Raw genomic sequence first — 12,450 nt, forward strand, 5'->3', positions numbered from 1 at the left:
CGCTCAAGCTTCCCCTGCCGGTGCAGGCTCGGGGTTGCCCTTTGGAAGGCTGTCTAGCCAGGCATCGGCATCAACCTTGCGGATCAAAGTTTTCCTGCCCGCTTTGCGATACTCCAATCGCCCGGCCTTCATTTCGAGATAAGCAGAATTGCGGCGGATGCCGTAAGTGTCGCAAAAATCAGCAACAGTAAAAGCATTTGGGCTATTAGTCATTTGGTTCCTTTCTTCCTTCGAGACTGCAACAAATCAATGCGGACATACTAGCATTTAGAGGACTCGGCGTCGAACAAGAACAACCGCCGTACCCAGTTTCCACAGGCATAAATTTTGCCGTTAAAAAACAAATCGATAGCGAAATTGTTGGCCGAGTCTTCCACAGGTTATCACCAGCCATGTTCACTTTGTGTTCTTGGCATTGCGCACGGCAAAATGACTCGATGCCAAAATCGACAAAATGCCCCTCCAGCCTTATGCTGGGAAATGGCGGAACTGCTTGTGCTTCACGCAGTATCGCGGCCGGCTCAGAATCAAGCCGCGAACAACAGGTCCATTCCACCACAAGCAATGTCGGCTTGTATCGCCAGTCAAGAGTCCCACGGACGGCAGCGGAAGCTAAATCTAGTTTCCCCCAACTAGGCGCAGGTTCCCCCTCGCCGCTGGAGCATTTAAATAGTTTGCCCACGCCGCCATGAGCTTGCGCCTCTTCTCTAAAGCATCGGAACGGCGGTAAGCATTCTCCACCGCATCGCCAACTTTGTGAGCAAGAGCTGCTTCAACCACTTCGCGCGGGAAGCTGGTTTGATCGCCAGCCCAATCCCGAAATGCCGACCGGAAACCGTGCGGCGTATACTGCCCGACTTCCATGCGGCGCATCTGCATAGTCATAGCCATCACAGAGAGCGGCACAGACAGGCCGCGCTTGCTTTCACCTGGGAAGACATAGTCCGATACGCTCGCCTCAGAGAGCGGCTTTAGGATGGCCATGGCTGCATCGGTCAGCGGCACCCGGTGGACCTTGCGCGCCTTCATCCTCGCGGCTGGCACGGTCCAGAGCTTTTCTTGAAGATCCACTTCGCCCCACTTCATGCCGAGGACTTCGCCGGATCGAGCCGCAGTCAGGATGAGAAAGTCCATTGCCTTTGCTGACATCGCGTCCGAGGCGCGGAGCCGCTTCACGAACGCCGGCACGTCACCATAGGGCATGGCGCTATGATGGCCACGCAAAAGCTTCTGGCCCTTCGCCAGGAGGTGTTGCAGATGGCCGCGCCACTGAGCGGGGTTTTCGCCCGATCGATGCCCCGACGCCTTCGCGAAGTCCAGAACCCTTTCGATCCGCCCGCGCAGGCGTTGCGCTGTTTCCGGCTTTGCTTGCCAGACGGGTTTCAGGATGGCCAGCACATCGGTGGTAGAGACTTCCGACACCGGCTTTGCCTGTATGGTTTTGCAGTAGGCATCACCGAGGGTCATCTCCCATTGCGCCTTATGCTTGGGATTGGACCAGCTCTTGCCAACTTCAGCGATGAAGTCTTCCGAGCATTTCGCAAATGTCGGCGCCTCGACCTTGGCTTCCGTGTCGATGGGTTCGAGGCCACGGCGCTGACGGTCCCGGCAATCCGTGGCGGCAATGCGCGCATCCTTCAGCGAGACGGACGGATAGGAGCCGAGGCCCGCTTCCTTCCACTCACGGCCCTTTCCAGAGCCCTTGAAGTGAACGAACGTCCAGGACTTAGTGCCGCCCTTCTTCACCATCAGGTACAGCCCGCCGCCGTCGCTATACCGCCCAGGCTTCATGCCCTTCGCCCGAATGGCGGTTTCTGCCAGCAAGTTGAGTGAGCGAACCATTTCCTGCAACTCCGTTCCTAACTTCGTTGCGTGATGTTAGCGGATGGGCAGGGATAACGGCAAACAAAGAATGGTGTAATCCCAAGGAAATCAACGGGTTTATGCTACATCAGCAAACGTTGGAGGACAAAGGTTTGGAAGACACTCCCTCCGCCAGATCGCATTGAAATCGTTGAGTAATGCCGCTATTTTAGCGATCACTCCACAAATCTACCCACAGTAGGTCAAGCTTTGCCTTTGTCGTCGGGCTTCCAATAAAGGCTGATCGGTTTATGCCGGACGCGAAATGGCCGCCCCGTTCCAGGATGCCGATGTGTGGAATAGTTGACTAGGTTGTCCGATGGCGACACTTCAACCGTGACGTCGGTCCGATTGTTTTTCAAATGCTCCATCCATTTCGCCACAACCTCATCCAGCCCGGCGTTGTAAACGAAGATCAAAATCTCGCCGGTCTCCTGGCCCGGATTGCCGGTGGAATAGCGAGTATCCAATTGCTGATATCCCTTCAATAGCCAATCATATGCGCCATGGATTTTACATTCGCCAATCCAGAGGAAATCACGCTTGCCGCGCACAAGAATATCAACATGCCCACCGATTTGAGTATCATGGGTTGCGTCGTAACCCATCCCAAGCAGTATCTCAATTACATCTATAGTGAGCTCGTCTTCGCTACGATTCTGCTTCAAGTGTCGGTTTTCGGCCAACTTCAAGGCACAATAGTCGATGGCGCGCTCAATTAGCTTCTGCTGATCGCCAAAATCCGAAGCGAAGAATCTTTCGATATTAATCAATGATGGCGTATTCGGAGCCATATCTTTCAATTGTTTGACGCTATAAGAATCGTCAGCGACCGCCATCACTTGCCCGCTGCAAATCGTTCGGTTGGCACGAAGAATGGGAAAACTTTTCCCTCGTAGTCAGAGACCTTTTCGCCCGTCTCGGGGTGAACGAGAATTCCGGTTGCTTGGGCGGAGGCCAATTCGCTAGGTTCAATTTCATGCTCTTCGTTATCATCGTCCACGAACATCGCGTGAGCGTCTAAAGCTGCAATACGCGTACTAGCGAGAATGTTTATTGCAGCTAAGAGATCATCATCGACTGACTTTTTGCCGGTAATGTGGGTTATCGTTTTAAATGTGAGCATTCTTGAATGATCGGCCGGCAACTTTGCGACGAAATCCACGATCTGGAAACAGAGCTCAACCGCCCGCGTTCCAGCCCATCGTTCCTTCAACTCTTTTCTGATGTCGTCGGCGCTCATTTATTTCCCGCACCTTACGCGGCAGGTGTATTCAAATGATGCTCGATTCTTGACCGCACAAATTCGTAGTCAGATGCACCCATGCATTTCCGAATTATCACCGAGAACATAGCGGGCGCTGCTGATCCGGCAACTCGCGAATTGCTATTGAGGCCTAATTCCGGAAATGAGAATCTGTCTCGCCCAATGTGTCTTCTCCACACTAGGCTGACACGAAATGGCTCGATGGGTGTGCGGAGTGCGGCCTTTCCGCCAACGTGGTAGGATTCGGTGCGCAGATTTAGGCCCTTACGTCGCATCTTTTCGTGCTTGACCGAGGCGGTTGTCGTTCCGAATCCGATCTCGACAACTGAACCCTCGTTTGGGTCGAAATACATGCGATCAATCAGGCGGAAAACATTGACCGGATCACCCAGGATCGCCGCGCCAACAAGCGTATTAAAGGCGTTCCGCAAGATCAAATGCGCAGCTTCTACGGCCTCGTGTGCCATGCCCGCCGGAAAGTCCACTCTGACGTCCGCGCGGCCTGCAGCATTCGGAACCCACACTACATCGACCGCCTGCAATCGCCTATTTTTTAGGCCGATAATTTCGTCAAATGACTCAAAAATCGCGTCCGCTGATTGGCCAGGGAAATCCTCTGGCCCAAGCGGCTCACGTACGACAATCGTGCGGACCGAACAAAATACAAACGCTGTCCCCTCCTCGTCTTCCTCGATTGCTGTCAACAAGGGGACGCTTGACAGGCCCGCCAACTGGTTCTCGTCAACAAGACTTGGATAGGCTTCGCTGAATGCCGTGCTTTCGATCGCCGCTGACATAGCAGCTGTCTGACAAGCCGCAATCTCGGCATCGTCAAGTTCATAAAATCGGGTACTCTTCTCACCAAACAACAGGTGTTCGCGCAAAGCTTCGTTTAAATCAGCGAGTTTTTCCTCGCTAACATGGGCATTCGTAATCTTGAGAACTGTCTGGTCCCAACCCTGCCCTCTCGCGAAATCAAGCTCGCGTAGGACTTTTTGTCCTACGGGCCATGGCATTCTGGTTCGCATGCTTTGCGCAATGTCGCCAATCGGCAATATCCCCTCCCGCATTTTTATTGACATTACGCAGAAGGGAATAATTGGCACAAGAGAATACGCGCCGGCGAGCATGCTTAGTCACAGCTTGAAAAAGCTGTCCTTAACCGTCTTCGTCGCCTGCATCCGTTTCTTGATCTCTTCAATGCGATGACGCGGAAAGATCGCGTCGAGGGCCGGAAGCAATTCATCAAGCGTCCGCATATTGGTCGCCTTGGCTTTTTCAATGATCCTTTTGCGGGCGATCAGGTCGCCAGCCAGTTTCTCGGCTTGTCGATTGCGGAGCATCGCGCGCTGCTCGTCCGTAAACCCCGTTAGAAATGCCGGTCCGATCAGAACGGCTGCCATCGTTTCCTTGTCGCCAGCATCAATGGCCTTCAACGCAACCGTAAGACGCGCATTTTCCTTCAGGCCGAGAAGATGACGACGAATCTCATGCGAACGCGGGCCGTCCTCAATTTCGAGCTTTGTGCGGATATCGTTGTCGATAGCTTCGATCGTCTGGTGCTGGACCTTCGTGACCTTGCCTCGGGCCGGAAGCAGCTTATCAAGGTGTCCGCGCCACCTCGCTGGGTTTTCGCCGGTCCTGAAACCGCGAGCCGTTGCCCAATCCAAGATCGCCGGGAGATTCTCTCGCCGCGTCCTACTTGGAGCGTTGGCATCTGTTCCAGCCATAGGAGCCGCGGCGGCCGTAGCGGTTTCAGGCGTTCCCACTACCGAGCCAGCGGAAACGCCCTGCGAGCGCGTCACACGGCTTGCCAAAGAGCTTTTGGCAGCAATGGAAGATATGCACGGGGGCGATTGGCGGGTGACCGTCGATCATTCGTTCGGCTTTGCTCTTATTGTGCAGCATAGTCGCGCGGTGGAGTCATGAACGCCACCACCAACCTGGCCGGAGAGGCTATCCGTTTCACTGACCTTGAGCCCCTGATCTGTGATGCTGACAACATGGTGGATGTCCTCATGGACATGTGCGAGACGCATTTTTCCAAATCCGGCGAGGACGACATCATCGTTACCAGCACGGAAGCTGCCCGGCTTTTCTTCATCGCCTGCCAGGCAGTGACTATGTCGCACAAAATGAAGAAAGCCTTTTACGAGGCCCGGGACAACGAACGCGCCGAAGGCGGCTTGCGCATTGTCGGAGAGCTCGGCGCCTTGTTCGCCGCGCACGTCGGTGCTCTGGCGGCGTATGATGCCACTCCCGGCGAAAACCCGAAGTCGCCGGCTGTGGTGCGGGCCAACGCGCTGGTCACCAAGACGCGCCAAGCTCTGTTCGATCATCGGCCGGCGAACATGGCCGAAGCTGCGCGCAAGGGCGAGTTCATGGCATCGTGCAGAACGTTCATCGAATGGGATGATTTTGATCAGGCCCAGTTGATTAAAGCGCTGGCGCCGGCAGGTGCGAAATGAACGCCCCGACCCTCGATGATCTGCAGGCGGACGCAAAGCACCTGCGTGATCTGCTCGACGTCATCTGTGATCGTGTTTTCGGCAAGGTCGACCACAACCGCGACCAAGCGGTCGACTCCATGCTCTGGATTGCACGCGATCTCGCGGAGAAGATGGCAGCGACGCCGGGCCCCAACTGATATCAACCGGGAAACTTGCCGCTTGAAGCCCGCTGCCTCACGGTGGCGGGCTTTTTTTCAGCGCATCTTCTTCAGCCAAGGACATAAGGAAGTCACGCTGCTCGGCACAGTGTATGGGCAGATTGTCCTCATGTCTTTGCCCCTGGAAATCTATTGATCTCACATCAATGGATACCGTTACCGCCCTTCCGCAGGGCAGTATATCGAACACGCGCACTCCCGGCACCTGCTTCGAAACGGTGAGCGCGAGCAGCCTTGTTTCGCTCGGGGATACGATTGCCGCCCTGCCGCCTAACTCCGCGATCTCAAGTTCTAGGCTGTTGATTTCCTCATCACCGATTTGACCAGACAACGAGGCGCCGGAAATAGTTCCTGCTCTGATGCCGCTGTTTGAAACCAGAATACCGATCGATCGGTCTGCGTTCGCATGGATGGAGTAGATGAGATCCGAATTCTTAGGCGTGAATAGGTTGACTGCTATTGGCACCACAACAACGAAAACTGAAACAATCGAGTTCAAGAGCGCGACGATCGATATCGTCCATGCCAGCTTTTTTTCCAACGAGTCCCGCGCCCCCCCAATGTCCCCCAGCTTCTACGGATAGCACCCGCCAGGGAAGCCAACCAGCATATTCCTCGACGAGTTGCCACGTCTGCGCATTCGGTTTCGGCTCAATCACACTCGCGCATTGGAGTGATTATCAGACAGCTTGGCTCCCGCGCGCTGTAGGGCGTCATCCACCTTTGGCCTTGCCGTAGCCGGTCGGGCTGGTGTCGGGCGTATAGATCAAGCCGACCCGCTTGCTGCCACACTTGGCGTATTTGAGCTTTGGAATGAGATCATCTGCCATGGCTGGCTCATCCGGCCCGAACCGGTCGCGAAGCTTGGCGATATCTAGCACCTGATGGTGATTGCACGGCGCGTGATGGCAGTGCGCTGTCACCTTCATCTTCTCATCGATCAGCGATTGGAAGGTCCAGCCTTTTCCCATCGGGTCCGTATAGAGCAAGGCCGCTCAATCCGCCAAGCCGGCATCATGGTGCACGATCGCGTCTAGGATCGCCTCGTAGACGCTGCCGGTGTCTTCCTTTCCTCGATTTCGGTACTGCCTATGCCGACCGTTTTGGCGTCGGCAAATAGCTTTTGGGTCAACTCGGCAACTGAGATGACGTCGGCGCCGGCCGTCTTGGGGACGTTGTTCCGAATCCATTGATCAAGGAAGTTTGTGCCGCGCGTGCTCATGACGCGATAATCTGCGCACGCATATTAGGTTCCGATTGAGGAATCCCCCGGCCTCAAGGGTCAGCAAACCGAATGCTTGGTTTGTCTCGTGACGGGCAAGGACGTGATGTCTGCGAACCTCGCCCAAGCATCTTCGTGATGGAAGCGATCTTCCATATCCCGGACCACGCGCTCCAACTCCTGGATACGGTTTTCGATATGGTCGACACTCCCGGCCAGATCTTTGAGCGCGCTGACCAAGTGTTCCTTTTCGCTGCGTTCGCGTGATGCTGCCGATCCTGGCGCTGGAATTTCCATACCACGGCGCTCCGCGGTCTCGATCCATTCCGCAATGGCTTCCTTCGTATTTGCAAGCGTCTCTTCGTGCGTCTCGCCATCGGACATGCAGCCGAGAAGATCCGGTGCGAAGCCGAGATAGCCGCCCCCGTCCTCTTCACCGAGGGGGGCGATGATGATCGGATAGTCCATAGTCATGCTCCCAGATTGCCCTGTTTCATGAACTCGATATGTGCGTCCACCATTGCTACCAGAGACTTGATGTACGGGGGCTTAATCGGCCGGCGCGCGGGGACGGTCTGATGCCCTGGGAGGAAAGGGCTGATCGCCTTGTAGTGGCTGCCGGACGATGGAGCCTCAAGTTCTATATCGTGCTCTGCACATAGTTTTGCTACGTCGTCAATGGTCCAGTCCCCTCGTGGGTTCCGGCGCATCTGCTCTAAAAGCGGTTGTTTTGAGGACAACACTCATTCCCCGAGCCCGCGGCGACCATATCGGGGAGGTTCTGAGTCGTCCACAGGGAACCCAACAGCGGGCGTTTCCCCTGTCCGCTGTCCTACACCGCCGAAGCCTGCCGCGCGTCTTGGCGCCCGCCTGTGGCCGGTGCCACAAATCGTTAGGCACTGCCCTCCTGGGAGACGGCTTGCGCGCACGCCTCATTTGCGCAATTGTTGGCCGGGGAAATAAACAGGGGGGAATTACTATGCCGCATATAGAGCGCATCGAGAAACGCAAGCGCGGTTTCTTTGGCATGATTTTCTGGTGGATGTTCCTGGCCTTCAATGCGTTGATGGGGCTATGGATATTCTACGCAATCAAGATTTCCAGCGAGCACTACCAAGCGACGACAGATGCCGCCGGCCAGGCTGGCACCGCCATCGGCGGGACTCTCGCGGTCGGGATGTTGCTTTGGCTTTGGGTGTTCGGCGACATCATACTCGGGCTTCTGGTCGCTCTCTCCCGCGGGAAGAAAGTCACGATCGAGCGGACTGTCGCCTAGGGAGGGGAATTATGTGGCCTAGAAACCGATATACGGGGGCCGGCGGCGGGTTATATACCGGCCCTGGAGGAGGCATGTACACTGGTCCAGGTGGCGGAGCCTACACCGGCCCAGGTGGCGGACGGTACTCGGGCCCTGGGGGAGCCAAATATACCGGCCCGGGCGGAGGTCTTTACCGGGGGCCTGGAGGAGGCGCGTATACCGGTCCAGGGGGTGGTTTCTATAGAGGTCCGGGCGGGGGATTTTACACAGGTCCCGGAGGCGGGCTCTATTCCGGTCCTGGTGGCGCTTTATACAGCGGCCCCGGCAACTATATGTCCGGGCGGCCGCCAATGAGCGACATCCTCCAGTTCTTGAACGAAACCGGGCAAGTTGAGCTTTTCAACTTCCTTGTTCAGGTCCACTGGCAAATAGGCGTGGACATCCTTCAGGAATAGCCAGCCGCGTCACCGTCGTTTTGGCGCAGCACCAAGCCCTTCGAGCACTTCGCGCACGATGTCAGTCTTCAATGCCACGGGATCAATAGCTATCCCGAGTACGATGCCGCACGAGGGGCAGTTGATCTGTACGGCCTTCCAGGAGCGGCCCATTGGCTCACCTACATCGCAACCGTGTAGGTTGCCGCGCAGAACGGGTTTCTCGCATTTCGGGCATTTGCCGGCAATCATCTTATCCCCCTTGCGCCAGGCTCCTTTGCCGTAGCCAGCGCTGCGCACTTGCTGCGCCCGTTCGCTGAAATCGTCAAGCACTCCCTCCGGGGAGCCGGCTTGCGTTTGCCGCTGCCCAGCGCGATGTTGAGCAATAGCCTTGGGAGGGGTTTCAAATGGCACTTGTAACTTGTGGGGAATGTGGTCGCGAAGTCTCGGACAAAGCGCCGAACTGTATAGGCTGTGGCGCTCCGATCGAAGCAGCCGGCAATAAAGTAGCGCAACCGACAAAGGCTGAGCTTCAGCGTGACGGTACGTTCATCGGCACTAAAGCACTCCTTGTGAAGCTAGCAGCCAAGGCAGTGCTGCAGATCGGTTGGAGACTCGACAACGCGGACGAACAGGCTGGCCTTGTCGCCTTTACTACTGGCGTGACTTGGGGATCTTGGAGCGGCGTATCAGGAACCGTTTACATCGAAGATCTGGGCAACAACCGTTTCCGCCCTGTCGGGTCGGCAAAGCAAAATGTGCGCGGCGGCGCCATGTTGTCCATAAATCTGTTCAATGAAGCGGAGAGCAAGGTAGAGCGGATCATTGAAGCGATGCGTTCCCTGGCCGATAATGAATGGAATTAGGGGGCTGCCTTAGGAATGAGCTTGATCACCCTCTACATTGTCGCCGTCACCGTCCTGATGCTCGCCAGCGCCATTTGGCGCTATCGGCAGCGGGATATGGTAGGCATGGCTGCTTCGCTCCTGGTGGCCGGCCTGGGTGGCTTCAGCCTCTTACTCTAGCTCTTCACCTTCGGCGTGATCTCATCGACTCGCACTTTGTCGCCGATCTCCCTGGCTAGTGCGAGCGCTTGTACGAAAATTCTGATTCCGATGAAACCATGGGCCTCTCCGTTCGTTTTGAGCACCGGTTTTGCCGAGTGGAAGAGACGAATTGCCCATGCCCTTGTCCGATGAACTGCGCGATGTAGCGATCGAGTTTCACTGTCCGGTCTGTTCATATACGACGGTGAGAAAGGGATCATGGCTGAAAACGCTCGGTAGCTTCAAATGCGAAAGCTGCGAGACGAAGGTGAGGATTGGCTACGAAGACAAGCTGGCGATTTTTGAGCGCCACCTGAGAAAACGATAAACCGACCGCGCGTTCGTTCGGATGTTTCTCTCAGGTTGATCCCTGCGTTGAAGTGCTCGAAGCCGGCGGAGAGTGGTTCGTCCGTGTGGTTGATGGCGAGGAAGGACTAACCCGATCATTCGAATTGGAGTCGTTCGCCCTAGCCTTCGCAGAGGGGCCGGCGAATACGTCTCGGGCTTGCCGATTTCGATCGGCGGTAGCCAACCTGGCCGGTGCGGGTGGGGCATTGGGGCGCGACGGACACCGCACCGGCCATTGCGGTGGGGGCTCGGGTTCCTCCCCGCCTAATTGATTTATCCCCACACAAGCCAACTCGCAATTAAGCCTGTTGGCCTACGCCGCAGGAGGCCGCACCGGTCCTGTGGTGTTCCACTGGATGAATTCGACTTCCTTCCCGGTCACTTCCCGCACTGCCCTCAACAGCACCTCGTGCAGGACGCGCGTAGCTCGGTAGTGGGTCGCAGTGTGGCGATATAAATGGCTTGACGATGCTCTTGTGCAGCGCTTCCGCTGCCTCCAGTAAGCGCTCGATTTCAGCCTCGGATAACTGCTTGGATGGTTTTGACCTGGCCATTGGCGATCTCCTGTTTGAGGGGGTTCGCCGCAACGGGAGGATTATATTCCTCGCCTCGATCTCGGTGGCAAGGGCTATTCAGGCAGGCCGGGGTCGTAATGCACAATTGCGTCTAGGATCGTGCGATACAGGCTATCCACCTCTTCGTCGATCTCCCCCCGCTTGATGCCAAGCGCTTTCGCGTCCGCGATGAGTTTGTGCGTGAGCTCGTCGACCGAGATGACATCAGCCTTAGTCGTCTCAGGGACGTTGTTGGCGATCCATTGATCCAGGAAGTTGATTCCTCGAGTGCTCATGACGCGATAAGCTCGAGTTGTCGCTTAGGTTCCGGCATCCGGGTTCCCGACGGCGGCCTCGTCGACTTCCGCTTCCATGTCGGAGCGAACAGGCTTGGCCTGGCCGCCCATAGGCACGTCGTCAAAGCCCTCGAGCCAGGCGTCAGCATGCTCCTGCCAGAAAGGCGGCACGGCGCGTTCCTTGCCGTCCTTGCGCGCCTGTGCGCCGTACATCCAAGCGTAATTGGCGCGCTCCTGATCCTTCTTAGCGACTGCCACCGATTTTTCCTCCCGCTAGCGCCCCAAGGGCTGTTTTGAGAGCGAGACAAGTTCAGCCTCGTCTTTGATGCCGGCCATGTAGTTGGCGATGATGCGGGAGGCGATGGCGTCTCGCGCTTCCGGCGACTGGGCTTGAAGCTTCAAATGCTCAAAGACCCTGCCGAGTAAGGCTAACTCGGATGGATCGAAAATGCCGGCCTCATTCGCCCTCGTCCGTATTGGCATCGATATCCTCCCGGAAATCCTGCAGCGAAGCGTGCCGCAAATCTTCCTCGCCGCGCAAGTGCTTCACGCGGCCTATGATGCCCGGCTTGACCCACTGCGTCGCCGGCCGCTTCATACCCTTCGGCGCCGGTCCGGCCTGCTCCTGGACGCGCTGCCATAGCCGTTCGCGGATCGCGCGGCTGGGATTGATAAAGGCCGAACCGACATAGCGGCCGGTCGCCCGATCCGCCATCAAGGCGAAGGCAGGCTTTCCGGCCTCGCGTTCGACGCCAAGCAGATCATACTCATCAACGGAATAGCATTTCGCCTTCAACCAGTTCGTCGACGGGCCGCTTCGGTATTTACTGTCGCGCCGCTTCGATACCATTCCTTCAAGGCCTGCCTTGTCGAGCAGATGGAAAATCGCCTTGGCCTCGCCCGGTAACGGCTCGCTGAACTGGATACGCCTGCCGGGCTCGATCATGCTGGCCAGGATCTTGCGCCGCTCCTCCAGCGCCATGTCGCGCAGGTCGTGGCCGTTGAGGTGCAGAAGGTCGAAGGCCACGAAATATAGGTCGTGTTGCCGCCTGGTGATCGCCTTTCGCAGCTCGCCGAAGTCGGACAGGCCGGCCTCGTTCAAAACGATGATCTCACCGTCGACGATGGCATTCTCGGCACCTAGGCTAGCAGCCTCTTTCACCAGGTCGGAATATTTGGCTGTCCAATCGTGGCCGTTACGCGTGTAGATGCGCGTGCCGTCCTCGTCGATGATCATTTGCGAGCGATAGCCATCGAACTTGACCTCGTGAATCCAGCCATCGCCCTCTGGTGGCTTCTCCACCAGGGTCGGCATCAAGGGCGCGACGAACTTCAAACGCATGCACAGGACTCACAAACCGCGATTCAATTAGCCTGCGCTAAAATAGTTCCGGAACATTTTAGACGAATTGAAAGTTCGATAGCGATGACGAAGCTATCTGACCTTGGGCCGCCGATCCCTGGAAAACGGCATGAGGGCGAGCCAGCCGACGA

Annotated in this window: 17 protein-coding genes and 3 pseudogenes; 5 read left to right on the top strand and 15 right to left on the bottom strand. The window is 56.7% G+C overall.

Going from position 1 to position 12,450, the window contains the following annotated elements; genetic code table 11:
• Nucleotides 1-3 precede the first annotated feature (3 nt).
• From JG747_RS31845 to JG747_RS31870, 6 genes and pseudogenes are all read right to left on the bottom strand, one after another.
• Nucleotides 4-213 (bottom strand): helix-turn-helix domain-containing protein, encoded by a 210-nt coding sequence (locus tag JG747_RS31845; RefSeq protein WP_202362396.1) that lies wholly within the window; start codon nt 211-213, stop codon nt 4-6.
• A gap of 405 nt (nt 214-618) precedes the next feature.
• Nucleotides 619-1,842 (bottom strand): tyrosine-type recombinase/integrase, encoded by a 1,224-nt coding sequence (locus JG747_RS31850; protein WP_202360841.1) that lies wholly within the window; start codon nt 1,840-1,842, stop codon nt 619-621.
• A 224-nt stretch (nt 1,843-2,066) separates the two neighbouring features.
• Nucleotides 2,067-2,702: a hypothetical protein gene (locus JG747_RS31855; protein WP_202360842.1), complete on the bottom strand. Its 636-nt coding sequence runs from the start codon at nt 2,700-2,702 to the stop codon at nt 2,067-2,069.
• Nucleotides 2,702-3,106 (bottom strand): hypothetical protein, encoded by a 405-nt coding sequence (locus tag JG747_RS31860; RefSeq protein WP_202360843.1) that lies wholly within the window; start codon nt 3,104-3,106, stop codon nt 2,702-2,704. The genes JG747_RS31855 and JG747_RS31860 overlap by 1 nt, the downstream gene beginning before the upstream one ends.
• A gap of 14 nt (nt 3,107-3,120) precedes the next feature.
• The gene (locus tag JG747_RS31865; RefSeq protein WP_202360844.1) at nt 3,121-4,185 is read right to left on the bottom strand and encodes a hypothetical protein; all 1,065 of its coding nucleotides are present in this window, start codon (nt 4,183-4,185) and stop codon (nt 3,121-3,123) included.
• Between the two features lie 504 nt (nt 4,186-4,689).
• Nucleotides 4,690-4,803: pseudogene (locus JG747_RS31870) on the bottom strand (tyrosine-type recombinase/integrase); the annotation flags it as partial.
• Nucleotides 4,804-5,055: 252 nt separating this feature from the next.
• Here JG747_RS31870 and JG747_RS31875 point away from each other — a divergent pair.
• Nucleotides 5,056-5,598: a hypothetical protein gene (locus JG747_RS31875; protein ID WP_202360845.1), complete on the top strand. Its 543-nt coding sequence runs from the start codon at nt 5,056-5,058 to the stop codon at nt 5,596-5,598.
• The gene (locus tag JG747_RS31880; RefSeq protein ID WP_202360846.1) at nt 5,595-5,777 is read left to right on the top strand and encodes a hypothetical protein; all 183 of its coding nucleotides are present in this window, start codon (nt 5,595-5,597) and stop codon (nt 5,775-5,777) included. Before JG747_RS31875 ends, JG747_RS31880 begins: the two co-directional genes overlap by 4 nt.
• A gap of 37 nt (nt 5,778-5,814) precedes the next feature.
• Here the strand turns inward: JG747_RS31880 and JG747_RS31885 are convergent, their stop codons facing one another.
• From JG747_RS31885 to JG747_RS37615, 4 genes and pseudogenes are all read right to left on the bottom strand, one after another.
• A complete protein-coding gene (locus JG747_RS31885; RefSeq protein WP_202360847.1) occupies nt 5,815-6,339 on the bottom strand; it encodes a hypothetical protein in 525 nt (174 codons plus the stop codon).
• A gap of 172 nt (nt 6,340-6,511) precedes the next feature.
• Nucleotides 6,512-6,787: a hypothetical protein gene (locus tag JG747_RS31890; protein ID WP_244748302.1), complete on the bottom strand. Its 276-nt coding sequence runs from the start codon at nt 6,785-6,787 to the stop codon at nt 6,512-6,514.
• A 6-nt stretch (nt 6,788-6,793) separates the two neighbouring features.
• Nucleotides 6,794-7,020 (bottom strand): annotated as a pseudogene (locus JG747_RS31895) (DUF768 domain-containing protein).
• 60 nt (nt 7,021-7,080) lie between these two features.
• Entirely contained in the window at nt 7,081-7,488 is a 408-nt protein-coding gene (locus JG747_RS37615) for a type II toxin-antitoxin system HicB family antitoxin (RefSeq protein ID WP_342216764.1), read from the bottom strand.
• Nucleotides 7,489-7,939: 451 nt separating this feature from the next.
• On the opposite strand from JG747_RS37615, the gene JG747_RS31905 reads away from it, so the two are divergent.
• Nucleotides 7,940-8,296 (top strand): hypothetical protein, encoded by a 357-nt coding sequence (locus tag JG747_RS31905; protein WP_202360849.1) that lies wholly within the window; start codon nt 7,940-7,942, stop codon nt 8,294-8,296.
• Between the two features lie 446 nt (nt 8,297-8,742).
• Here the strand turns inward: JG747_RS31905 and JG747_RS31910 are convergent, their stop codons facing one another.
• Nucleotides 8,743-9,045, bottom strand: coding sequence for a hypothetical protein (locus JG747_RS31910; RefSeq protein WP_202360850.1), 303 nt, complete (start codon nt 9,043-9,045; stop codon nt 8,743-8,745).
• Between the two features lie 74 nt (nt 9,046-9,119).
• On the opposite strand from JG747_RS31910, the gene JG747_RS31915 reads away from it, so the two are divergent.
• Together JG747_RS31915 and JG747_RS31920 are read left to right on the top strand one after the other, a co-directional pair.
• The gene (locus tag JG747_RS31915) at nt 9,120-9,578 is read left to right on the top strand and encodes a hypothetical protein (RefSeq protein ID WP_202360851.1); all 459 of its coding nucleotides are present in this window, start codon (nt 9,120-9,122) and stop codon (nt 9,576-9,578) included.
• A gap of 15 nt (nt 9,579-9,593) precedes the next feature.
• On the top strand, nt 9,594-9,737 hold the full coding sequence (locus tag JG747_RS31920) for a hypothetical protein (RefSeq protein ID WP_202360852.1): 144 nt from the start codon (nt 9,594-9,596) through the stop codon (nt 9,735-9,737).
• 682 nt (nt 9,738-10,419) lie between these two features.
• On the opposite strand, the pseudogene JG747_RS37225 reads toward JG747_RS31920, so the two are convergent.
• The 4 genes and pseudogenes from JG747_RS37225 to JG747_RS31935 form a co-directional block, all read right to left on the bottom strand.
• Nucleotides 10,420-10,660 (bottom strand): annotated as a pseudogene (locus tag JG747_RS37225) (hypothetical protein).
• 74 nt (nt 10,661-10,734) lie between these two features.
• Entirely contained in the window at nt 10,735-10,956 is a 222-nt protein-coding gene (locus JG747_RS31925) for a DUF768 domain-containing protein (RefSeq protein WP_202360853.1), read from the bottom strand.
• 24 nt (nt 10,957-10,980) lie between these two features.
• Complete coding sequence (locus tag JG747_RS31930; RefSeq protein ID WP_202360854.1) at nt 10,981-11,214, bottom strand: hypothetical protein; 234 nt, start codon at nt 11,212-11,214, stop codon at nt 10,981-10,983.
• Nucleotides 11,215-11,413: 199 nt separating this feature from the next.
• A complete protein-coding gene (locus tag JG747_RS31935; protein WP_202360855.1) occupies nt 11,414-12,298 on the bottom strand; it encodes an ATP-dependent DNA ligase in 885 nt (294 codons plus the stop codon).
• Between the last annotated feature and the right edge of the window lie 152 nt (nt 12,299-12,450).

Source organism: Mesorhizobium sp. 131-3-5, from assembly GCF_016756575.1.
GTDB lineage: Bacteria > Pseudomonadota > Alphaproteobacteria > Rhizobiales > Rhizobiaceae > Mesorhizobium > Mesorhizobium jarvisii.